The organism is Pseudofrankia inefficax, from assembly GCF_000166135.1.
Lineage (GTDB): Bacteria > Actinomycetota > Actinomycetes > Frankiales > Frankiaceae > Pseudofrankia > Pseudofrankia inefficax.
Map to the genome: position 1 here is coordinate 8,497,782 of NC_014666.1, position 21,420 is coordinate 8,519,201.

Annotated in this window: 20 protein-coding genes; 12 read left to right on the forward strand and 8 right to left on the reverse strand. The window is 68.5% G+C overall.

What is annotated here, in order from left to right:
• Positions 1 to 113: 113 nt before the first annotated feature.
• From FRAEUI1C_RS38815 to FRAEUI1C_RS34525, 6 genes are read left to right on the forward strand one after another with little or no spacing between them, the layout of a single operon-like run.
• Positions 114 to 1,034 (forward strand): hypothetical protein, encoded by a 921-nt coding sequence (locus FRAEUI1C_RS38815; protein ID WP_157735192.1) that lies wholly within the window; start codon positions 114 to 116, stop codon positions 1,032 to 1,034.
• The gene (locus tag FRAEUI1C_RS34505) at positions 1,031 to 2,554 is read left to right on the forward strand and encodes a hypothetical protein (protein WP_013428034.1); all 1,524 of its coding nucleotides are present in this window, start codon (positions 1,031 to 1,033) and stop codon (positions 2,552 to 2,554) included. The genes FRAEUI1C_RS38815 and FRAEUI1C_RS34505 overlap by 4 nt, the downstream gene beginning before the upstream one ends.
• The gene (locus tag FRAEUI1C_RS34510) at positions 2,554 to 4,251 is read left to right on the forward strand and encodes a nuclease-related domain-containing DEAD/DEAH box helicase (RefSeq protein ID WP_232425578.1); all 1,698 of its coding nucleotides are present in this window, start codon (positions 2,554 to 2,556) and stop codon (positions 4,249 to 4,251) included. The genes FRAEUI1C_RS34505 and FRAEUI1C_RS34510 overlap by 1 nt, the downstream gene beginning before the upstream one ends.
• Positions 4,248 to 7,739: a helicase-related protein gene (locus FRAEUI1C_RS34515; protein WP_013428036.1), complete on the forward strand. Its 3,492-nt coding sequence runs from the start codon at positions 4,248 to 4,250 to the stop codon at positions 7,737 to 7,739. The genes FRAEUI1C_RS34510 and FRAEUI1C_RS34515 overlap by 4 nt, the downstream gene beginning before the upstream one ends.
• Complete coding sequence (drmB, locus tag FRAEUI1C_RS34520) at positions 7,736 to 9,712, forward strand: DUF1998 domain-containing protein (RefSeq protein ID WP_013428037.1); 1,977 nt, start codon at positions 7,736 to 7,738, stop codon at positions 9,710 to 9,712. Before FRAEUI1C_RS34515 ends, drmB begins: the two co-directional genes overlap by 4 nt.
• Before the next feature lie 25 nt (positions 9,713 to 9,737).
• Entirely contained in the window at positions 9,738 to 10,427 is a 690-nt protein-coding gene (locus FRAEUI1C_RS34525; RefSeq protein WP_013428038.1) for a hypothetical protein, read from the forward strand.
• A 248-nt stretch (positions 10,428 to 10,675) separates the two neighbouring features.
• Here the strand turns inward: FRAEUI1C_RS34525 and FRAEUI1C_RS34530 are convergent, their stop codons facing one another.
• The 7 genes from FRAEUI1C_RS34530 to FRAEUI1C_RS34560 form a co-directional block, all read right to left on the reverse strand.
• Positions 10,676 to 10,966, reverse strand: coding sequence for a hypothetical protein (locus tag FRAEUI1C_RS34530; RefSeq protein ID WP_041259834.1), 291 nt, complete (start codon positions 10,964 to 10,966; stop codon positions 10,676 to 10,678).
• A gap of 630 nt (positions 10,967 to 11,596) precedes the next feature.
• The gene (locus FRAEUI1C_RS34535) at positions 11,597 to 11,818 is read right to left on the reverse strand and encodes a helix-turn-helix domain-containing protein (protein WP_013428040.1); all 222 of its coding nucleotides are present in this window, start codon (positions 11,816 to 11,818) and stop codon (positions 11,597 to 11,599) included.
• Positions 11,818 to 12,309: a DUF2975 domain-containing protein gene (locus tag FRAEUI1C_RS34540; protein ID WP_013428041.1), complete on the reverse strand. Its 492-nt coding sequence runs from the start codon at positions 12,307 to 12,309 to the stop codon at positions 11,818 to 11,820. Before FRAEUI1C_RS34540 ends, FRAEUI1C_RS34535 begins: the two co-directional genes overlap by 1 nt.
• Before the next feature lie 756 nt (positions 12,310 to 13,065).
• Positions 13,066 to 13,734, reverse strand: coding sequence for a hypothetical protein (locus tag FRAEUI1C_RS34545; protein WP_157735201.1), 669 nt, complete (start codon positions 13,732 to 13,734; stop codon positions 13,066 to 13,068).
• A gap of 127 nt (positions 13,735 to 13,861) precedes the next feature.
• Positions 13,862 to 14,404: a hypothetical protein gene (locus FRAEUI1C_RS40005; RefSeq protein WP_157735206.1), complete on the reverse strand. Its 543-nt coding sequence runs from the start codon at positions 14,402 to 14,404 to the stop codon at positions 13,862 to 13,864.
• Positions 14,405 to 14,407: 3 nt separating this feature from the next.
• On the reverse strand, positions 14,408 to 14,929 hold the full coding sequence (locus tag FRAEUI1C_RS34555; RefSeq protein WP_013428044.1) for a hypothetical protein: 522 nt from the start codon (positions 14,927 to 14,929) through the stop codon (positions 14,408 to 14,410).
• Between the two features lie 191 nt (positions 14,930 to 15,120).
• Entirely contained in the window at positions 15,121 to 15,477 is a 357-nt protein-coding gene (locus FRAEUI1C_RS34560; RefSeq protein ID WP_013428045.1) for a hypothetical protein, read from the reverse strand.
• A 208-nt stretch (positions 15,478 to 15,685) separates the two neighbouring features.
• Here FRAEUI1C_RS34560 and FRAEUI1C_RS34565 point away from each other — a divergent pair, with 208 nt between their 5' ends.
• The 6 genes from FRAEUI1C_RS34565 to FRAEUI1C_RS34590 all read left to right on the forward strand — a co-directional run bounded on the left by FRAEUI1C_RS34565 (position 15,686) and on the right by FRAEUI1C_RS34590 (position 20,158).
• Positions 15,686 to 16,228 (forward strand): RNA polymerase sigma factor, encoded by a 543-nt coding sequence (locus tag FRAEUI1C_RS34565; protein WP_013428046.1) that lies wholly within the window; start codon positions 15,686 to 15,688, stop codon positions 16,226 to 16,228.
• Positions 16,225 to 17,079 carry a hypothetical protein gene (locus tag FRAEUI1C_RS37010; protein WP_013428047.1) on the forward strand — a complete coding sequence of 285 codons (855 nt, stop codon included), beginning with the start codon at positions 16,225 to 16,227 and terminating at the stop codon, positions 17,077 to 17,079. Before FRAEUI1C_RS34565 ends, FRAEUI1C_RS37010 begins: the two co-directional genes overlap by 4 nt.
• On the forward strand, positions 17,076 to 17,942 hold the full coding sequence (locus FRAEUI1C_RS34575; protein ID WP_013428048.1) for an ATP-binding cassette domain-containing protein: 867 nt from the start codon (positions 17,076 to 17,078) through the stop codon (positions 17,940 to 17,942). The genes FRAEUI1C_RS37010 and FRAEUI1C_RS34575 overlap by 4 nt, the downstream gene beginning before the upstream one ends.
• Positions 17,939 to 18,898, forward strand: a complete 960-nt coding sequence (locus FRAEUI1C_RS34580; protein ID WP_013428049.1) for a hypothetical protein — start codon at positions 17,939 to 17,941, stop codon at positions 18,896 to 18,898. Before FRAEUI1C_RS34575 ends, FRAEUI1C_RS34580 begins: the two co-directional genes overlap by 4 nt.
• Positions 18,895 to 19,578: a hypothetical protein gene (locus tag FRAEUI1C_RS34585; protein ID WP_013428050.1), complete on the forward strand. Its 684-nt coding sequence runs from the start codon at positions 18,895 to 18,897 to the stop codon at positions 19,576 to 19,578. The genes FRAEUI1C_RS34580 and FRAEUI1C_RS34585 overlap by 4 nt, the downstream gene beginning before the upstream one ends.
• A 148-nt stretch (positions 19,579 to 19,726) precedes the next feature.
• Positions 19,727 to 20,158: a PPOX class F420-dependent oxidoreductase gene (locus tag FRAEUI1C_RS34590; protein ID WP_013428051.1), complete on the forward strand. Its 432-nt coding sequence runs from the start codon at positions 19,727 to 19,729 to the stop codon at positions 20,156 to 20,158.
• Positions 20,159 to 20,210: 52 nt separating this feature from the next.
• Here the strand turns inward: FRAEUI1C_RS34590 and FRAEUI1C_RS34595 are convergent, their stop codons facing one another.
• Entirely contained in the window at positions 20,211 to 21,323 is a 1,113-nt protein-coding gene (locus FRAEUI1C_RS34595; RefSeq protein WP_041262174.1) for an epoxide hydrolase family protein, read from the reverse strand.
• Positions 21,324 to 21,420: the final 97 nt, after the last annotated feature.

Here is a 21,420-nt window from a genome sequence, read left to right on the forward strand (position 1 = left end):
GCAGAAAGCTGTTTGCGTGCGCAAGTTGCTGGCCGCCATCCCGTTCTGTCGCACACCCTCGTTAGCATTGACTCGGCGGGCAGGTGCGCGTGAGGTGTATCCGGGGGGATGCCGTGCCCACGGGAGAACGGGCAACACTATCGCTGGCCGAAGACACCTTCGGGCCAGCGGTTCCCGCGCTATGGATCAGCTGGCTTGTCGCGCTCGGCACGACCGCGGCTCGCTGGTCCCAGCGGCACCCCGAGCGGCGGCTCGTCGTCGCCGTGTCGGTGCCAGCGCGTGATTTCGCCGCAGTGTTGATCGGGTGTGGGTGGATGCGCGGAGCCCCGGAAAACCGGCTGCCCGAGGTCAGGCAGACGGTCGCGTCACTGGCGCGCGACACCGACGTTCGCATGATCACCCCGGATAAGATCGTGACCAGGACCTTCCTGGGATTCGACGCGAAGCTGGACAGGCTCATGCTGAAGGGCACCCAGTGGATGCTGCCGTGGGTGCAGGCCATCGCGCCGATCGAGGCGGTGAATGAACAGTGCGAGCAGCCGATACCAAAACCGGGAGTCTTCAGCCGGACGTCACGCTTCGGGGCGCGCTGGATTGACCACCTGTGCAGGCCGCCCAGCGACCTCGCTCTCGTCGGAACCCTCGCCTGGCTCCGGGCGGACCTGGACGCCTATATCTGCTGGGACGGTGAGCGTGAGCAGGTGTCAAACATCCTCCTGCCGGAGCGGCCGAAGGCCGCGACCTGGTCGACTCGGCTGGTAGCCACGGCACGGGTCGGCGACGAGCTGCAGCTGCCGCCCGGAATACGGGCCGCCGTTCTCGACGGTGCCGCAGCCACAAGGTGGATAGGCGCGATCGAGGCCCCGGTGGTCGTCGCGGTCCTCGACCGCAGCGTCATCGACGAGTCGGCGGACGAGGTGGCCATGGAATACCGCGCCAATCGTGGCAAGAAGACGCTGGACCTCCATCGTGACTTCGGCCTACTCAGCCCGCCCGCCGGCATTGAGGCGCTGGCGTTCACGGTGACGCCATGAGCCGGGTCGCCGCCGTGAACGGCCGTTATCAGCGCGCGGCGGCCTTGGCCAAGGGGTCGGCGGAGTTGATTGCCATCGTGGACCCAGCCGGCGCGCGCGTCGATGCCGCCGTGCGGTCCGTTACTCTGCTCAGCCACGAGGACCGTTCTGGCCTGTGGGATGACCTGGTGGGCCCCGCCCGAGCATTGCGCTGGCGCGCCCTGACTCAGCCGCAGCCGATTGCGCTGAACTCCGCCGTGCGGGACGCGGCCGAAGCCGTCATCGGCGAGGCGGGCAAGCTGACCTTCGCCGTAGGAGGTAATGATCAGCGGCTGCTCGGCCTGCTGACGCAGGCCGCTCGCGATCTCGCGGGTCAGGACCCAGCCGTCGGTGAGGTGCTGCTCGCCTCGATCGCGGAGGTCGGTGCGGACGCCTGCGTGGTGATCGCGGCGAGCAACGGGGCGGCGTCAGGCCTCGGACGCTGGCTCGGCCCGTTCGGGATCGCGGTGCATACGGTCAGCGAGATGATCCGCGGTGGAAGCTCGTTTGAGCAGGCATACGCCATCGGACCGCCGCGGTTCATCCCTCGCCCACTCCTCACGGCGCCGATGACCGACGAGGTCGCCTTCCTGATTCCCGACTGGTTTAAGGACCAGTCAGTCCCGCTCTCCCCGCTGGCGGAGCACGCCGCGGGCGCTCTCAACATCAAAATTCGGCGGCGCCTTGTGGGCGTCAACCCCACGGATCCAGACCCACCGGCCGCGCCGGAAGTCGCCGAGGAACTGCTCCTGCCTCAGCCTGTCTGGTCGCGTACCACCGGCCCTCGACGGCAGCCCGGTCTCGACGAGGTTGAGGCTCGGAAGGTGCTGCTCAGCGGCGGATATTCGATCATGTTAGACGACGGCGACCGGATCCGGGCCGTCGACCCGGAGAAGCCCGGCGGCGAGCGGGTCGTCATGGTGGACGTCAACGCCGTCAAGGAGGGCACCTACCTCCTGCTCCGGGCCGGTCTCACCGAGCGCCAGACTCTGTACGACGCGGCCCTCGGGCTCATGGGCAGCCGGGCTTCCTCGGCGCGTACCTCCCAGGCGAGGTGGAAGGGTGCGCTGCAGGCGAGGCTCGACCAGCACGGCGTGGCGGCCGTCGAGCGTGACCTCGCGGCCATCGGCGTCAGCGCGCGGTCGCGGGTACGAGCCTGGCCCGACCCGCTGCTCATCCGGCCCATGTATGACCACGATTTCGAGCTGCTCCTGCAATGGCTCCGCCTGCCCGTGCACCCGACATTCGACCTCGCGACGGACCTGAGCCGGCGGCGCGCACAGGCTAGCGCCGACGTTGGAAGCGAGCTGGAGGCAGCCGTTGGAAGAGCCGACATGGCCGTACTCCACCGCGAGGGCCACCTCCGGCTCGACGCCGCCGCACACGGCTTCCGCGGCGTCGTCGCGACCCGGGTCCTGGCCGCCTCTCCCGAAGTGGAGATTGTGCACCGAAATAATGCCCGGCTGCTGACTAGGGACCGGGGGGTCCAGTGGCTCGAATGATGCCGCCGTACTGTCCAGGTGAGGCACCTCCGGGCGAGCGCGAGCTCTTCATCGCGCTGGCAAGCGCCCCCGGAACCGACGGCTGGACTGCGCTCCACTCCCTAGCGATCGCCGCTCACGTGCGCCAGGTCGAGGGCGAGGCGGACTTCGTCGTGATCGTGCCGAACCACGGTGTTCTCGTGATCGAGGTGAAGTCGCACACCACAGTCAGCCGCCTGCCGGACGGCCGCTGGAAGCTCGGGAGCCAGCCGCCGACGGGGCGCAGCCCGTTCACGCAGGCCAGCGAGGCGAAGTACAGCATCCGCGACTACCTCATCCGACAGCGGATCGACCTGCGGCCCGTCCCGCTCATCCACGCGGTCTGGTTCACCCACGCCCGCGCCCGGAGTGCCCTCCCGCCGAGCCCGGAATGGCATGATTGGCAGCTGCTCGACTCCGAGGACCTAACCGCGGATGCCGCGAAAGCCGTTCTCCGTACCCTCCAAGCGGGCAGCAATCATCTCCGCACCAAGATCAAGGGATTCGCGCCGGGCCTCGTCGGGCCAAACGACGCGACCAGCGCGGCGATCGCGTCGTCATTGCGCAGAAAGTTCGAGCTGGCGATCGTCCCTGGGAACCTCCGCCGTGCCCGACAAACACAGCTGACAGCGTTCATCGACGAGCAGTACGACGCCCTCGACAACATGCAGCAGAACCGCGCCGTTCTGTTCACCGGGCCGGCCGGTACCGGCAAGACCTGGCTTGCGATGGAAGCCGCGCGCCGGGAGGCCGCGCTCGGCCGCACCGGCAGACTCCTCTGTTTCAACCGGCTCCTCGGCCGCCGGCTGAGCCTGGACATGGCTGGCGTCAGCGGGCTGCGGACCTCAACCTTCCACCAGGAGATACTGCGCCTCACCGGCAAGCAGGCGCCCCGTGATGCCAGCGCGGGGTTCTGGGACCGAGAGCTGCCCGACCACGCGGTTGACATGCTTCTTGAGCGGGGCGAGACCGAGGCCGCCGATTTCCTGATCGTCGACGAGGTGCAGGACCTAGCGCGGGAGCCGTTCCTTGACATCCTGGACCTGCTGGTCAAGGGCGGCTTGCGCGACGGGCGCGTCCTTCTGTTCGGCGACTTCGAGCGGCAGGCCATTTATGACGGCGCCGACGGGCAGGAGCGCCTGCGCCGCCAGATACCGCACCTCGCGACCTACGATCTGACCTTCAACTGCCGAAACCTGCGACGCATAGGCACCGTGGTGAAGCTGCTCAGTCACCTGACGCCGGGCTACCGCCACTACCGCCGCCCTGACGACGGCGTCGATCCCAGCTTCCTCAAATACCTGCGCGGCTCCGACCAGTCCGCAGCGCTCGCCGACGCGATCCGAGTCCTGCGGGACGACGACTGCGACCTCGACGAAATCGTCGTCCTGAGCCCCCTGCGAGGCAGGTCCACAGCCGAGACGACCACCGACCCCTGGCTGCGGCAGATCCTCCGCCCCGCCGACGGCGTCACCGCGCCCCGCGGCCGGGTGCGGTACAGCACCATCCACGCCTTCAAGGGACTCGACGCGCCCGCAGTGATCCTGACCGACCTCGACCGGGCAGAGGCGCCAAACTTCGAGGCGCTCCTGTACGTGGGCCTGACCCGCGCTACCGACCGCCTGGCGGTCCTCATGGAGGAGCAGACCCTGCTCGCCGCATTCGGAGGGAACGCATGAGTGGGTCCACCGCCCGCGCCACCATGGAGGCGGCTGTACGGCGCGAGCTGTTCGGACCAGCAGCAGGCGAGGAACCGCGCGGCAAGCCGCTCGGCTGCTCGTCGGGCAGGGTCTCCTTCGAGTCGCCCGAGGCCAGCCGGGGGGTTTGGCACGACGAAGAAACCCGCCAGGAGATCCTCACGACCCTGGACCCGCTGAGGCGCTACGGCGTCGGCGTCCTGTACAGCGGCCCGGCCGCACACGGAACGGACATCAGCGAACAGCCTGGTCACGATGGCGCACCGGCGGACGGCGAAGACGAACTGCCGCTGCCCCAGGGACTCAGCATCAATGAGGGCGACGTCGACGCACCGCCGCTCGTCCACGAGCTGGACTTCACCGACACGACCGCCCCGATTGGCGATGAAGGCGACGACCTAGACCTCACGACGGCCAACGCCTACAAGCCGTCGGCGATGGCCATCTCTTTCCAGTGTGATGCGGCCCGCACCGGCAGCCTGGCGCTCACGGTGACCGGCGCCTACTACGACCAACTCGCCGCCGAGTGGCCCGGCCGCAAACCGCAGACCTGGTGGGTGCGCCGGCCATTCGAGCTGGCCGGGACCATCCCAGCCGACGACCTGCTCCACAGCACGAACAAACTGGTCAAGCCCAAGATGACCCCGGGCGACAGCGTCCCGGAAGGTGGCTACCGCGTCACGCCGACCGTGCAGATCTTTAGCCGCCGTCTGCCCGGCGAAGCCGCTGCCTCCACCCTGCGGCTGGTCACGATCGCCGCGAGCAATGGCACGGCAGGGACGGGACCTTCGGCGGCGCTTTTCCAAATGGGACTGCGGGCGACGGCTCAGGGCGCGCTGCGGATCACCCCGTATCCGGACATCACGCAGAACAGATCGGACCCCGAGGAGCAGTCGATAGCGCTCCTCTACCGCAAGCACCTGACTTACGCGATCGGTCACGGTTGTGCTGCCGGCTGGCGGATCACGGGCGAGCCGGGCGACGCCGTCTGGGCAGAGCCCATGCCTGCGCACGAAGTGGTCAGCCTGACCCCGGACGTCTACACCACGGCTCCCGACGGAAGTCTCCGACGCGTGACAGTGAGCATGATGGAACTTGCGAACGGCACCGACGCCGGCCGCGACCAGGTCGAGACGGTCCTCCGGCTCTATGCGGAGTGGATCGGGGAGCGCGAGGCCGAGGCCGCCACGCTGCCGCAGTTCGCGGAGGCGGCAGCCCGGCACCTGACGCTTTGCCGAGAAGCGCTCAAGCGGATGCGAGCAGGCTGGCGCCTGGTAGGCACCGACCCGGTCGCAACTCGTGCCTTCCAGCTCGCCAACCTGGCGATGTACATCCAGCAGCTGCGCACTGGCTTCCCGACGCGCAAGGTCACCCGGACGAGGGACGGGATGCTGCGGGTCGAGGGAACGCACCCGGTCCCGAAGCCGGACGGGCGCAAAGGCAACTGGCGCCCGTTCCAGATCGCGTTCTTGCTCGCGGCGCTGCCTGAACTCGTCGACCGTGCCGCGCCTAGCCGCTCGATCGTAGATCTGATCTTCTTCCCGACCGGCGGAGGGAAGACGGAGGCCTACCTCGGTGCCTCGGCGGTCAGCCTGCTCGCCCGGCGAAAGCGCGACCCCCTGGATACAGGCACCGACACGGTGATGCGCTACACGCTCCGCCTGCTCACCACCCAGCAGTTCCTCCGCGCGGCGGCACTGATGTGCGTTCTGGATGATATCCGCTCCAAGAACGAGACCGAGTTCGGCGCGGCGAAGTTCGGGATCGGTATCTGGCTCGGGGGTGACTCGACCCCCAACACCTGGCGGCAGGCCGTCGACGCCCTCCGCGACCTCGCGCGGAACGTCCACACGCAGAACAAGTTCCTGCTGCTGCGCTGCCCCTGGTGCGGCACCGAAATGGGGCCGAAGCCCAAGCCGAGATCGGGCCAGGACCTGCTGGGCTACCAGCAGCTCGGTCCCAGGAAGGTCATCTTCCGCTGCGTGGACGACCAATGCAGGTTCGGCGGCCAGGACGGCCTGCCGATCCACGTGATTGACGAGGACATCTACACGGCCCGGCCGTCACTCGTCATCGGCACCGTCGACAAGTTCGCGATGATGGCCTGGCGGCCGGAGGCCCGCGCACTGTTCGGCATCGGTGAACACGGCGAGCGGGAGGTGTCCCCCCCTGGCCTGATCATCCAGGACGAGCTCCACCTCATCTCCGGGCCGCTCGGCTCGATGGTCGGCCTGTACGAACCGGTCGTCGAGGACCTCTGCACCGACAAGCGCGGCCCGAGTCCTGTCCCACCCAAGATCATCGCTTCGACGGCGACCATCCGCCGTTACGAAGACCAAATCAAGGCACTCTACGGCCGCCCGCAGGTCGCGCTGTTCCCCCCGCACGGCTTGGAGGAGGGACGGTCGTTCTTCGCCGAACGGGCGGAAGGCGAGCCAGGACGCCGCTATCTCGGCGTCATGAGTGCCTCGCTCGGGTCCACCCAGACCGTCCAGGTCCGGGTAGCCTCAGCCACCCTGCTGGCCGCTGCGAGCCTGCCCGAGGACGACCGGGACGGCTACTGGACCAACCTGAACTTCTTCAACAGCCTCCGCGAGCTCGGCAACACCGTCTCCCTGATCCAGTCCGACATCCCCGACTTCATCACCGGGCTCAGGCGGCGAGACAACCTGGAGTCGCCCCGATGGCCTCGCATCCCAATGGAACTCACCAGCCGCCGCCGCAGCGACGACATCCCCAAAGCGATCGTGCAGCTCCAGACCAAGTACGGCGAGGCCGAGTGCGTCGACATCTGTCTGGCGTCGAACATCATCGAGGTAGGCGTCGACATCGACCGGCTAGGGCTCATGACGATCGTGGGCCAGCCCAAGACCACGTCCCAGTACATCCAGGTCTCCGGCCGCGTCGGCCGCGACCCGGAGAAGCCCGGCCTGGTGATCACGATCTACGGCGCCGCCAAGCCTCGCGACCGCAGCCACTACGAGCGGTTCCGGACCTACCACGAGCGGCTCTACGCCCAAGTCGAGCCGACGTCGCTGACCCCCTTCGCCGCACCGGTACTGCGCCGGGCCCTTCATGGCGCCGCTGTCTCACACATGCGCCAGACGTGGGATGCCAGCCTTCAGCCGCACCCGTTCCCGCAAGAAGGGTACGAGCAGGCAATCGGGCTGCTCCGGGCCCGGGCCTTGATCGCGGACGCCGACGAGATCGGAGAACTTGAGCGCATGCAGCGCGACCGTGCACATGAGTGGCTCGGCTGGGCACGCACAGAGTGGAGCGCCAATGCGATCGGCGGCGACCCGAAGCAGGGCCTGATGCGCTTCGCAGGCACGCTCCCCGAGCTGAGCGCCCAGGCTCTCATGTGGGACGTCCCGAGCAGCATGCGCAACGTGGACGCCGAGTGCCGCCTGAAAATCTCGCACTTCTACACGCGCGAGGACGTCGCCCAGAGCCGGGAGGCGGCGCAGTGAGTTCCGGGAACATCCGCCGGGCCCAGCTGGTCTCACCGTTCGGTGTCGGCGCCCTCAGCATCCTCGTGGATGGCACGTCCGTTATCACCGCGGGCCTGGACGCCTGGTACGACGTCGAGACGAAGAATCAGTTGCGGCTCAGCGAGTACCAGGCCCAGGATTGGCGCCTGCAGGCCCGTCTCAAGGTCGGCGAGTTCCGCCTCCCGCCGGACTACCGGCCGGGCAACGAGGCGAACGCCAGGCTGACAGTCCCTGTCCTTCGGTTCCCAGGCTGGTCGTTCTGTATCTACTGCAAGCGCCTTGAGCACCACCCGCTCACGTTCGCGCAGCCGGTCTACTGTGACGATCCCAAGCACAAGCAGGACATCGGCAGGAAGAAGAAACGCGGACCCCGGATGTCACAGGTCCCATTCGTCGCGATCTGTACCCTCGGCCACCTCGACGACTTTCCCTTCCGGCAGTGGGTCCACAGGCGCCACCAGCCAAGCTGCAACGGCGTGCTCCGGCTGCAGTCCCGCGGCGGCGGTGGCCTCGACGGCCAAGTCGTCATATGCGACGAACAGGGGTTGCCGAAGGGCTGCGGGGCCGAGCGCTCCCTCGCAGGCATTCTCATCGGCGCCACAGGCAGAACCGGCGAGGAGCGGACCAACCTCACGGATCAGCTCGCTGGGAAGGACGACCCGTTCTACTGCACCGGCGCGCGGCCCTGGCTGGGCGAGGACGGGGGTTCTTGCGACCGGCCAGTGAGAGGCGCTCTGCGTGCGGCCGGCAACATCTATTTCCCGAAAGTCGAGTCGTCGCTCTACCTCCCGCAAAAGATCGGAGCAGTCAGCGCCACTCTGCATGAACTGCTCATCCACCCGGACGTCAGCCCAGCGCTGCGGGCTCTCCACCAGGCGCTCGGCGCCAGGTTGACGGTCGAAATACTCCGCGGCGCGCTGCCCGTAGAACTGTTCAAGCCGATCACCGACGAAGAATTGATGGCCGGCTACAGGGACCACTTCGGCATCGCCGACCCGGGAGATGCTCCCGACGGTCCTCCTCCCGGCAGCGGCACTGGCGAAGATGGCGACGACGACAGTCTGACTAGAACCGACGAATGGCGGCACGACGAGTACCGCCTGCTCCGCGAGACGCCCGACGATCCCTACCTGACGGCCAAGGACCCCGGCGTCGCTCCCGAACTCGAAGGAATCCTCAATCGGGTGCGGCGCGTCGATGTCCTCCGAGAGACCCGTGCCATGCGTGGTTTCACCCGGGTGCGTGACAGCGGCCTGAAACTGACCGCGGGCAAGCGCATGCTCCGCCGAGGGTTCCTTGAACCCAGTCATGACTGGCTCCCAGCCTACGTGGTGAAAGGCGAAGGGATCTATCTTGAGCTCGATCGTCAGCGACTCAAAGACTGGGAGCAGCGAGAGGCCGTTCTCGCCCGCGCCGGGCAGATCACCCAGCGGTTCGGAGATGTGGCTCGGCTCCGCGGACTCCGAGAGCGCACCATAAGCCCGCGCTTCGTCCTGCTTCACACCCTTGGCCACCTGCTCATCAACGAACTGATCTACGCCTGCGGCTACAGCTCCGCCTCGCTACGGGAACGCCTGTACGTGTCTGAGTCACCCGAGCGGAGCATGGCAGGCATCCTCATCTACACCGCCGCCGGCGACTCCGAGGGCACCATGGGCGGACTTGTCCGGATGGCCAAGCCTGGCCAGCTCTGGCCGGTCATGGCCAACGCACTAAGCGACGCCCGCTGGTGCTCCACCGATCCGGTCTGTATGGAAGCCGGCGAGGCCGGCCAGGGCCCGGACTCCTGCAACCTCGCCGCCTGCCACGGCTGCGCGCTGCTCCCCGAGACCAGTTGCGAGGAGTTCAACCGCTTCCTCGACCGCGGCCTCGTCGTCGGCACCTTCACCAACCCCGATCTGGGCTACTTCTCCGACCTCGCGTCGAACACCTTGCAGATCGCTACCGTCTGACCCAAGAACGAAAGCCGTCACAGACATGCCGACGCCCCCAGAAAATCCCGACGGAGTGGTACCGCGCGCCGAGATCCACCTCGACATCAATCCGCCCGACGACTTCACCTACCAGGTTCCCATCCCGGATGACCTCGACACGGACGAATGGGACGAGGGCGGCACTGGCTATTTTCACCACACCTGGAGAATATCCGGGGTAACCCGCGAGCAGGCCGCTCAGGTCATTCGCGCAGAGTCGGCGCTCGTGCGCCTCCTGGCCACCACAGCGACCAGTCCCGCAGAATTCGACGACCTCGCGCGCGAACTCGAGGAAAGCACGGCGGACGATTCCACCTGGCTAGACGAGGAAAGCAATCCCGACGCCGCCAACGTGGACATCACGGAACTCGCGGGCTTGGAGATCGGCGTGAGTGGCCTGGTTCACGTGATCGCGGCCATCGGAGGATGGCCCGCTGCGAGCTGCCGAGGACACATCAACGAACCGATATGGGCAGACTGGCCGGTCGTCTACTTCGCGGCAACCGAAGATCTGGTCCGGGAGATGGGGCCCAGCGTCGCCGAGTCCGGATGCGGATTCTCAAACGACCCGGACAGGCCCGAGCTTCTAATCCTTGAGGGACCATCGATACTTGAGATCATGATGCTGGCCGAACGCCTGCTCGAAGCGGAGCGGTCGTCAGGCCTCGCGCAAGGTCGACCCGGCGACCGATGAGCTGATCTCGCAGGCCGCACTTTCTGGGCGTGTCGAAGAAGGACTTCGTGGCCGATGCCGTCCGGGTCTACCTTGACCAGCGCCGCGATGAGATCCGCCGAGGCAAGCCGCCTCGATGAAGGTCCTCAACGACCCCGCGACCCGGCTCGCTGACACACAGCTGCGGCACCTCATCGGAGGTCAGATCGAAGAATCCGAGATAGCGGAGCCGACCCCACTGCAGGTACAGGTCGAGGAGTTATTCGCCGCTACGCCGCGGACCAGTGCCCGCTGGCCAACTCGGGGAACCGCGCCTCCCAGCGGCTCCGCACCTGGGGCGGCAGCACCAGCTCACGCCACAGTCGCACCAGCGTGCGCCCATCCAGCCACCACGACAGGTCCGCCTTCTTCGACGCCTCACGCAAAACGGTCTCGTACATCCGGGCCAGCCGACCCTGGCTGGCCAGGTCATAACGGCCCGAACCTGACCAGTCCAGCCACCGGTCCAGGACGACCACTCCAGCGGTCGGGCCATGAAGATCGTCGAGGGAGTCAGCCACGGCGTATGGACGCACGTCGGCGTACCGCGACCCAGGCGGCGGGCCTCCGGACGACGAGCCACTCATCTCCGACACCGCCTTCCCTGCCTAATTCCTGACGCACAGTGCACCATCCCGTCCTTACGGTAGACCAGGCCTCGCCGGCCCCCAAGTGCGGAAGGCGACTTGGTCATCGCGCGCTGAACGGCAGATCCACCGCAGGGGGTCAGGAGCGACCTGAGCCGATCTCGCGGCTGCGGTGACGACGATCTTGCCATCCTTCCGGTCGAACTCGATCCAGGTCGCACAGACAACGGCGCGGCTCAGAGCAGCCCCCGCCGAGCAGCAAGATCATTGTGGGCGTGGTGTGGGCGTGGACACTCCGGCATCGCTCGGCACGGCCCGGCACCTGACGACGCGACGCGCTCCCAAAACCGCTGGAAACACAGGAAAACTCGACACCTACCGACACCGTTTGAGACAGCACGACACCTATTTAGGTTCGCTTTTAACCGGCGAGTTCAGGGTTCGAGTCCCTGACGGCCCACCCGTTCACAGGTCCGCCGGCTGGACCGTACCGCCCCGCCGGCACCTGATGATCTAGACAATCGAAGGCCAGCATCGTCGATGGGCACAGGATGGGCAGGCAGGTCATCCGCCCGCGTCGTCCTCGGCCTCCCAGCGCAGCAGGTCGCCCGGCTGGCACTTGAGTACCTCGCAGAGCGCGGCGAGCGTCGCGAAGCGCACCGCCTTGGCGCGGCCGTTCTTGAGCACCGCCAGGTTGGCGGGCGTGATCCCTACGCGGTCCGCGAGCTCCCCCACGGACATCTTCCGCCTGGCCAGCATCACGTCGATGTCGACGGCGATCGGCATCAGATCACCTCGTCCAGCTCGGCCTGCAGCTCCGCCGCTTCGGCGTCGCGCGCGACGGCCTGGGCGAGCAGCGTCCGCAGCACGAGCACGAGGAGCGCGACCCCCAGAATGGCCACGCCGACCCCGCCCATGATGAGGGTGACACCCGGGTCTGCCCGCTGGCCCGGCGCGTTGATGACCGTGACCGCGAACCACACGAGGGCGGCCGCCACGATCGCGCCGATCACGACGTCCACGTACCGGAAGGCGTCGTGGGAGAACACGGTTCCGCGCCGCACCATCGTCACCAGGCGCCATACGCAGACCAGGGCAACCTGAACCGACACCATGCCCAGGATCGTGATCACACGCAGCGGGGTCAGCGGGAGCGATCCGTCCTCCGGGTCGCTCCCGCTGACCAACGCCCAGACCATCCCTGTCTGGACGAACACGGTCCCGGCGAGGACCACCACGAGCACGGTGCGCAGCGCGCGTACGGTCAGCTGTCCCACGGCCCATCCTCCCATCGATTCGCGATGGGAATCTATCGAGATTCGATAGGTGAGGCAAGAGTCGGACCTGCCATTCCCACCGACGCACCCTCACCTCGGGCAGGTCGACCACCGACTTCAACGAAAGCCACGAACAGTTCGCTGGCCTGGACACCCCACGCGAGCCGATCCGCGCCGTCCCGTCGCGACATCAAGCACGACAGACGCACCGGACCCGAGCCCACCGCCGACGGCTGCCACGCCCACGCGAGTCCCGGACGCACCGCGGACAGCGACGCAGAACCCCGGGACACCGACGCCGTCTCCCACTCAGACGCCGTTCGTTGATCCCACCGCCGGGGCGCCCTGTGACCCTTGGGCCGGTGAGGGAACGCTTTACACCGGCTCAGACGGACGCACCGCCGTCAATTGGCGGCTCGTCTGCCACAACGGCGTCTGGGACGACGTACCGCCCACTCCCACCCCGAGCGCCACCTCGATCCTGGGGCCGGAATGCGACGGAGGAGTCAAGCTCGTCTCCTTCGCGGGCGACCAATGGGTCGAACGTTGCGACGACGGCAGGTGGACGCTCGACCACCGGTACAGGCCCTGATCTTGACGGTGTGGTCGAAGACGCCCATCCACGTCGTGCTCTCGCCCCAGACGGCTGTCCCACGAGATTCCCTTGACCCCCGCGCCACCCGTGATCAGACAGGCTCAGACCCCGAACATTCAAGATCTGTAGCTGCCGTAACCGATAGACCCGCAGGTCCACCCTTACTGGAGGGCCACGAGCACAGGGATCAGGCCCCGGCCCGCCTGAAGCGCACCGAGCGCCTTGCCGATCACCGACCCGAAGGAAAGCTCACGGTCGGTGGCTCGCATCGCGTGTCCGGGCGTCGACGACGTGGTCAGCAGGTCGCCCACGTCCAGCGCTCCGCAATCGGCATCGACCTTGCACCAGACCTTGCCGCTGAGCGCGAGCGGACGGCGGTCAGAACCAGACTTCCTGTCGAGGATCAAGGCCGGTCTCAGGTCTCCGGCGCCGGAGACCACACCAGCCACGCGCCGGTCATAGGGCCGATCGCTGACCTGGACCGTGTCACCGCCGGCCAGCACCACGACGGTTCCCGGGTCGGCATCGATGCCGCCTACGACGTCGAACTCCTCGGCCAGGTCAGCACCACCGACCAGCTTGATGTCGCCCAGGACGTTGATGTCGAAGTTGACGTTGAGGTCTCCGTTCACGCCGACCTTGCCCTGAAAGAATCCGGCGAATCCCGGGCCGGAGTTCGTGGCCCGCAGCGCGGTGGTCTCCGGGGGCGGGAGCCCCTTGAGCGGAATTCCAACAACGTCGAGCGTGGCATCGGGTTTCGATGTGTTTATGCCGACCCGCCCGAAGGGCGCGATCCGCATGGCCTCATGGCCGCGCGTCCCGATGATCAACGGCTGATTGTCGGTCGTACCCAGGAACGTGCTGGACGGGTCCGTACCACCGTTCCCGTTGAGTTCCCATGACATCTTGTTCGCTTTCCTTTCTCGATCCGAGCCGTGGTGCGTGATGCCAGCGGGCTCAGAGATGGAATATGACTTCTCCGGCCGCCGCGCCGGCCAGCACCGCCCCGAACAGAGATGACACGACCTCGAACGCACCCGTACTCGCGCCGAAGTCGGTCCTGGCGTGTTCTGTCGCGGCTCGGAACGACCACCAGTCACTGGCCGCCTCGGACGAGAATCCTTGTAAATCCCAGTCATCGCGACGCTTGTCGAGTCCGACCGTGCCGCCTGCGCTGGACTGATGTGCGATCAGCACGGGCACGGTCAAAGTCGGTATACTGGTGATGACCATGTAACGGGCATCCAGCACGCCGCCATTATGTACGTGGCCGCTGTAGCTGACCCTGCCGTCATGAGATATGACTATGCTGCAGGAACCTTCACAGCTGGCATCATGGAAAGAAGACTGTAAGTTGATCGGTTCCAGCCCCGCTACGACGTCCTGAATCCTTATCGGCCGCGGAATACGAAAGGCCTCGAGGACGACGTTCACAGATAGGTTCGCCGACGGTTCTGACTTCACCGCCGTGGCCAGTGTCTCTCGAAGGCGAATGTCCACGACTCACCCGGTTATCGTCGACGACCCGGGATCGCCTTCCGAGACATGTCGAAACTGCAGGCATTGACCGTGATCGCCTGGAAGCTGGTTCGCACAGGGGCCTACCACCGTTTTCCCATCCGACGAAACAAACTTGCCGGCGGCGATTACGGACCCAATCGCCAAGATCCCGACAAAGATCCCGACGACGAGAGTCATGATGTCGGGAGAGACGAACAGCTTTGCCGTCAGCGGGGTGTCACGGATGGCCGGCCAATGCTCACGGATGAATGGGTCCAGGCCATCGTCGTTCATCCGGAGGGTATCGCCGGCGCCCAGCGCCGAAGTCCCGTGGTCGAGCCGGATTCCCCGACCACCGGCCACCGGGAACTCCAGCACGAAGGCATCGCCGAGGATGCCACCATTGTCATGGAAGTCCGCGGTGACGAACCACCTGCCCGAGTTGTAGAGCGTCACCATGTAGGAGCAGTCCACATCCCCGGACGAGATCTGGCCGTCGAATTCCCGACTCTCGGCGCTGGCCATTTCTCGAACGCTCACAGGGAATGGGCGATGTTCCAGACGAGCCACCGCGACCAGACTGAACGGTGACGCTCCCGTGAATCGACGGGACGCCCTGACCGAGATCACCACAACGTCACCTTTCTATGGGTCGAATGGCGCGGACAATAGTCCTCGGGGGCACGAGCGGGTCGCCGGGCGGAGGCGGGATGGGGCTAGGCCGCAGCGGGCTTCGTCCGGCGCAAACCTGGGGTCGTCAGCCAGATACCGGCGATCGTCAGCGCGAACATGGCCGCGACGACGGTCAAGTACCAGGCCGGGGTGTCCACGAACCAGCACGGGATGCCGAGCGCGGTATCGATGACGCGGACGGCAACCGCGACCTGTAGGCCCGTCCGACTGCCGCGGGACGCGGCCGCGGCGGCGACAACCGTCGCCAGGCCGAGGCCGGCGGTAAGGAAGATGATGCCGACCGGACCCCCAGTGGCGAGGCCGATGAGCGCGGAAAGGTCCAGCACCCCGGCCGAGCCGAGGGCCGCGAGGCCGAGCGTTCGGCGTCGAGAAGTCGTCATCGCAGTTCCTCTCCCGCAGGGGTTACCGGTAGGCCCCGGTGGGGGCTTGGGCGCACGCGGCGCGGGGTCGTTTGTCGGGTCACTGTTCGCTCCTAATCACTCGGGCGGGTGACTTGCGCCGGCTACAGTCCCCTTGTCGCATGGGCATGGCGGAAAGGATTCAGCGGCGGGTGAGTCTTTTTCAGGCCGTCGGCGCGACAGTCAGGTCATGACGGACGTCGGGAGCGATGCGGCCCTGCTGGCCGCGGTCGGCGCCGGCGATCTGGACGCGCTCCGGGAGCTGTACGACCGGCACGCGCCGTGGTTGTCGGTGCGGCTGGCCCGGCGCTGCAACGACGGTGAGGTCGTCGCCGACGCGCTACAGGACACGTTCGTCGCGATCTGGCGCAAGCCCGCCGGGTTCCACGGTGACGGGGAGGTCGCCGCCTGGATCTGGGGCATCGCGGTCCGACGGCTGGTCAGCCGGCTGCGCAGCCGGCGGGACGTGATCGTCGTCCCGGAGCCGCCGGAGCCGGGCTCGGTGCCCGCCGCCGAGGAGCAGGTTCTGGTCGCGGTCGAGTACGGCGACGTGGGGCAGGCGATGGCCCGGCTCTCGCCGCAGATGCGGGCGGTGATCCAGGCGGTCGTGCTCGACGGGTTGACCGCGAAGGAGGCCGCCCGGCTGCTGCGCGTCCCGGAGAGCACGGTCAAGACCCGCCTGTCGCGGGCCAAAGCCCAGCTGCGGGCGACGCTGGCGGAAGGAGTCGCATGAGCGCCTGGCACGTGGACGATGACGCGCTGGCGCGGTGGGTGGATGGAACTGAGACCTTCGCCCAGGCCGCGTCGAGCGAAGCGCATCTGCTGGTCTGCGCGCCCTGCCGGGCCCGGGTCGCAGGGGCGGTGCGGGCCCGGCCCAGCCTGGCTGAGCGGGCCGAACTGCCCGAGCTGGACGCGGTGTGGATGAACGTCCGCGACGTGATCGAGCTGCCCGAAGTCCCGGCCTTCGAGCGGCTGCTGCGACGGGTCGGCCTGCCGCCGGCGGACGCCCGGCTGGTAACCCTGGCCCCGGCGTTCCGAGTCCCGTGGCTGGCCGGGATCCTGCTGGTGCTGGCGTTCGCCCTGATAGCGACCCAGTTCGCCCACGGCCGCGGCCAGGTGGTCTTCCTGATGGTCGCGCCGCTCCTGCCCTGCGTCGCCGTGGCGCTCAGCTACGACCCAAGCATCGAGCCGGCGGTCGAGACCGAGCTGGCAACGCCGTACCCGGCCCTGCGCCTGGTGCTGCTGCGCTGCCTCGCCGTGCTGGGCGTCGGGCTCCCGGCCGCCGTCGTGGTCAGCGCGTTCCTGCCCGGCAACATCTCCTACCTGTGGCTGCTGCCGTCGCTCGGTTTCGTCGGCTGCGTCCTGGCCGCCTCGACCTGGACGACCCCGCTGAGCGCGGCCGCCGGGATCAGCGTGGTCTGGTTCCTGATCACGCTGGGGACGGCGCTCGCCGGCTCGGCCCGCGCCGTGCTGCGGCCGGCGTACCTGGGTGGCTATCTCGCGCTGGCAGTCGTGTCGGTCGTGGTTCTGCTGGCTCGACACCGGCACTTGCGTCAGCCACGAGCGGGAGGGGGTTGGGTATGACCGCGACAGTCGAGCTCGACGAGGTCGGTCGCAGATACGGCGCTACCTGGGCGGTGGACGCGGTGTCGCTCACGCTGGAGCCAGGAGTCGTCGGCCTGCTGGGCCCCAACGGCGCGGGCAAGACGACCCTGCTGCGGATGATCGCGACCGCGCTGGCGCCGAGCCGGGGCCGGCTGTCGGTGTTCGGCCTCGACCCGGCGCTCCCGCGGCAGCGGACCGAGATCCGGCGGCGGCTCGGCTACCTCCCCCAGGAGGTCGGATTCCCCCGCGGCTTCACGGCGTTCGCGTTCGTGGACTATGTGGCGGTCCTGAAGGAGTGGACGGCTCCCGGGCCCCGGCACGCCGAGGTGCGTCGGGTGCTCGAGGCGGTGAACCTCGGCGGGCTCGGTGGGAAGCGCGTCCGGGCCCTGTCCGGTGGTCAGCGCCGGCGGCTGGGGCTGGCTCAGGCGCTGCTCGGCTCGCCGGGTCTGCTGGTCCTGGACGAGCCGACCGCCGGGCTCGACCCGGAGCAGCGGGCGGCGCTGCGGACGGTGTTGGCCGAGCTGGGCCGGACCGCCCTCGTCGTCCTGTCGACCCATCAGACCGACGACGTCGCCGCCCTGTGCGAGCGGGTCGTCGTCCTCGACGGCGGCCGGATCCGGTACGACGGCGGCGTGACCCAGCTTGTCGAGCGGGCCGCCGGCCGGGTGTGGCTGGCCGACCAGCCCGATCCGGACGCGCCCGTCTCGTGGCGGACCGGCACCGGCCGGTACCGCAACCTCGCCGAGCACGCCCCGGCCGGCGCCGAGCTGGTCGAGCCGTCGCTGGAGGACGCCTACCTCCTTCTGCGCGGTCAGAGCGCGGCACCGGCGAGGATGTCATGACCGCGCCCGCGGCTGACACTGTCGACCGAGGCGGCACCGGCGGCGAGTGGGCCGGCAGGCGCGAAGGCACCCCGTACGGGGCCTCCCGCCGCTCGACGTCCGTTCGCGTACTCGCGGCGTTGGCCTGGCTGGAGGCCCGGCGTTACGTGTCGAACCCGCTGTTCGTCGTTGGCCTGGCCCTGACCGGGCTGATGATGTACTCGACGCTGCGCCACCCGATAAGCGACCTGAACGGCCTTCACAGCGCTCCGGCGATGTTCCTCGGGGTTTTCGGCATCGCGATTGGCTTCCGGCTGAGCCAGGCACTCGACAGGACAGCCGAGACGCTGGCGGTGACGCCGACGCCGGCCCCCGTGCGGACGGCCGCGATGAGCCTGGCCGCGCTCGTGCCGTTCGTCTTCGGCGTTGGAAGCCTGCTGGCCCTCGTCGTCATGGAGCGACTGCGCGGCCCGGCCTTCGGCGTGTTCGGCCCGGCGGACCAGGTCACCATCCTGGCCGGGCAGGTCGCGGTCTCGGCTTTGGGCGGCCCGCTGCTGGGCATCGCGGTCGCGCGCTGGGCCCGCACCCTGTGGGTTCTGCCCGTGGTGGTCGTCGCGATCGGCGTCTGGATCTTTGTGGTCACCGGGCTCGCCTACGCCTACCCGGGCTCGCTCCTGGTCGCCGCGCTGCGCCTGTTCGCGCCGTACGCCTACTTCTTCGACTCCCCCGGCGGCGAGGGGCAGGTCACGACCTGGCGGGGCTCGCCCGAGTACTTCCTCGGCTGGCAGCTCGCCCTGTGCGGCCTGACGTTTCTGACCGGGCTCGTGCGCGGCGCGACCGGCCCGGCCCGCCGCCGGCTGCTGGGCGCGCTGGGCGTCCTGCTCCTGACCGCGGCCGCGCTGTTCATCCTGGCCTTCACCGGCGGGCTGGGCCACGCGCTGGTCACGTACCCGGACGGGCACACCCGACCGTGGTGACGACCGATGACCCGCCCGACGACCGGCTTGCCGGCAGGCGCCGCGGGCGGTCCGGCGCCGGTCGGCTCCCGCAGCGCCCGGCGCTGGTCCTCCTGCGCGCCGTGCCGTGGCCGGCGATCGGGGCCGTCACCATCCTGGCGCTGACGCTCGGGATGGCCGGGGTCGCGCTGGCCCACGCGCCGTCCGGCCCCGCCCTTCTCGCCGCCGCCAGCGCGCTGTTCGCCGCCGCGGCCGCCTTCGCGCTGGACGAACCGGCCAGCGCCGTCGTGGACGTGACCCCGACCCGGCCGGCCCGCCTGGCCGGAGTCCGCGCCGCGGCCCTCATCCCATCGGCGACGGCCGCCTTTCTGCTGATCACCGCAATGGCCCTGCGGCATCCTGGCCTGTCCACACCGGCGATGGGCCTGGCCATGCTGGGAAATCTGGTGCTGGGCTTCGCCGTCGCCGTCACTGCCCGCCGGCGCACCGGTGAGCCCGGCCCCGTGGCGGCGACGGCGCTGGCCCTGGCCCTGGTCGCGCTGCCGCGGGTGGGCCCGATCGGCCGACATGTGGAGACGTTCCCGGCAACCATCACCGAGCCGGGTGCCGTCTCGTCGAACGTCTGGTGGGCGACGGTCGGTGTGACCAGCCTGATGGCCATCGCGACGTCGCTGCGCGGGCTGGCGCGGTGGGCGGGATGAAGACGTCGCAGGACACGGCCGTGTCCACGACCATCCGGCACTGACGCTGGGTTAGCACCGCAACGGCACGTGCGTGGCCACGTTCTTTGCTGTGAGCCGTGGCCTGCGCCGCCGGAATGCGTGGCGGGGCGGAGCTCTTGCTACGGACATGACTGGCACGCCATTCGACCCGCACGAACTGCTCGCCGAAAGCCGGCTCGGTGTCCTCGCGACGATCAGGTCGGACGGCCGCCCGCAGCTTTCTCCCGTCCTGCCCTTCTACGACCGGGGGTCCGGCGTCCTCTATGTCTCGATGACCGAGGGACGTGCCAAGACGGCGAACCTGCGGCGGGACCCGCGAGCCGCGCTGGAGGTCACCCGTCCCGACGGCCGGGCCTGGGCCACCGCGGAAGGCGCGGTGACGCTCGTCGGGCCGGGTGCCGACCCGCACGGTTCCGAGGTCCAGGCGCTCGTCGACTACTACCGCGCCGCGGCGGGCGAGCACCCGGACTGGGACGAGTACCGGTCCGTGATGGTCGCCGACCGCAGGGTCCTCATGCGCATGACGGTCGACCACGTGTACGGCGCCAACCTCGGCTGAGAAGGCTCCGCCCCGCTGGACCAGTGGTCACTGGTCGGCTCGCGGAAGCGGGTCACCGCAGCGGCCGGAAGAATGCCCGAACGTCCTCCACGAAGAGGTCCGGCACTTCCATCGCGGGGAAGTGCCCCCCGCGGGAGAGTTCGGACCAGTGCACGATGTTGAAGAACCGCTCGGCGTGCGGCCGGAGTGACCGGACCAGTTCTCCCGGGTAGTTGGCCACTCCGGTCGGCACCAGGACCCGTCGCCGCGGCACCATCGTCTCCGGGGCCTGACGTCGTTCCCAGTACAGACGGGCCGAAGACGCTCCGGTGCGTGTCACCCAGTAGACCATCACGTTGGTCAGCATCTGGTCCTCCGTGAGGACGAGGCTGCCGCCGGACCGGTCGGTCCATTCGTAGAACTTCTCGATGATCCAGGCCGCCAGCCCGGCCGGCGAGTCGTCGAGCAGGTAGCCGATCGTCTGTGGCCTGGTCCCCTGAATCAGGTCGTAGCCACCGCCAGCGCGTCCCATCCGCCGCGCCCACGCGGTGGGGGGAGCGGCTGCCTCGCCGCTGGGCGGCGGCACGTTCATCAGGTTGACATGCAAGCCGAGGACGCGTTCTGGCCGGAGCTCGGCCATGTTGTAGGAGACGATCGCGCCCCAGTCCCCACCCTGGACGCCATAGCGCTGGTAGCCGAGCCGGTCGGCGATCTCACCGAAGGCCGCGGCGATCCGCCTGGGGTTCCAGCCGGCCTGCGTGGTCGGACCGGAGAACCCGTATCCGGGCAGCGAAGGCACCACCAGGTGGAACGCGTCGGCAGGGTCGGCCGGATCGGAGAGCGCGTCGAGCACGTCGAGAAACTCGACTACGGAGCCAGGCCAGCCGTGGGTCAGGAACAACGGGACAGCCGACGCGTGGCGCGACCGAATGTGCAGAAAGTGGAAACGCTGTCCCTCGACCGTCGTGGTGAACTGCTCGTAGCGGTTCAGCCGGGCTTCGTGGACCCGCCAGTCATAGGAGTCCAGCCAGTAGCGAATGATCTCCTGGAGCACCTCCGCGGGGAGCCCCTGCTCCCAGCCGATGCCCGGTATCGCATTCGGCAGCCGGGCCCGCCGCAGGCGCTCGGCCAGGTCGGTGAGGACATCGTCCGGCACGTCGACCCGGAATGGATCTAGCGCTGTCACGCGCGCGATGCTACCGAAGACCACTGAGCTCAGGTCACGCCGACGATCTGGCCACAGATGGCTACCGCCGCCCCGGCCGGGCACGCGCCACCACCTC

Excerpts from the sequence above, each read along its gene's own strand:
- FRAEUI1C_RS34590 (WP_013428051.1), top strand. The coding sequence starts at position 19,727 with ATGACTGGCACGCCATTCGACCCGCACGAACTGCTCGCCGAAAGCCGG.
- FRAEUI1C_RS34565 (WP_013428046.1), top strand. The coding sequence starts at position 15,686 with ATGACGGACGTCGGGAGCGATGCGGCCCTGCTGGCCGCGGTCGGCGCC.
- FRAEUI1C_RS37010 (WP_013428047.1), top strand. The coding sequence starts at position 16,225 with ATGAGCGCCTGGCACGTGGACGATGACGCGCTGGCGCGGTGGGTGGAT.
- FRAEUI1C_RS34555 (WP_013428044.1), bottom strand. The coding sequence starts at position 14,929 with ATGGCCAGCGCCGAGAGTCGGGAATTCGACGGCCAGATCTCGTCCGGG.
- FRAEUI1C_RS34525 (WP_013428038.1), top strand. The coding sequence starts at position 9,738 with ATGCCGACGCCCCCAGAAAATCCCGACGGAGTGGTACCGCGCGCCGAG.
- FRAEUI1C_RS34510 (WP_232425578.1), top strand. The coding sequence starts at position 2,554 with ATGCCGCCGTACTGTCCAGGTGAGGCACCTCCGGGCGAGCGCGAGCTC.
- FRAEUI1C_RS34505 (WP_013428034.1), top strand. The coding sequence starts at position 1,031 with ATGAGCCGGGTCGCCGCCGTGAACGGCCGTTATCAGCGCGCGGCGGCC.
- FRAEUI1C_RS34515 (WP_013428036.1), top strand. The coding sequence starts at position 4,248 with ATGAGTGGGTCCACCGCCCGCGCCACCATGGAGGCGGCTGTACGGCGC.
- FRAEUI1C_RS34560 (WP_013428045.1), bottom strand. The coding sequence starts at position 15,477 with ATGACGACTTCTCGACGCCGAACGCTCGGCCTCGCGGCCCTCGGCTCG.
- FRAEUI1C_RS34535 (WP_013428040.1), bottom strand. The coding sequence starts at position 11,818 with ATGCCGATCGCCGTCGACATCGACGTGATGCTGGCCAGGCGGAAGATG.
- FRAEUI1C_RS34580 (WP_013428049.1), top strand. The coding sequence starts at position 17,939 with ATGACCGCGCCCGCGGCTGACACTGTCGACCGAGGCGGCACCGGCGGC.
- FRAEUI1C_RS34575 (WP_013428048.1), top strand. The coding sequence starts at position 17,076 with ATGACCGCGACAGTCGAGCTCGACGAGGTCGGTCGCAGATACGGCGCT.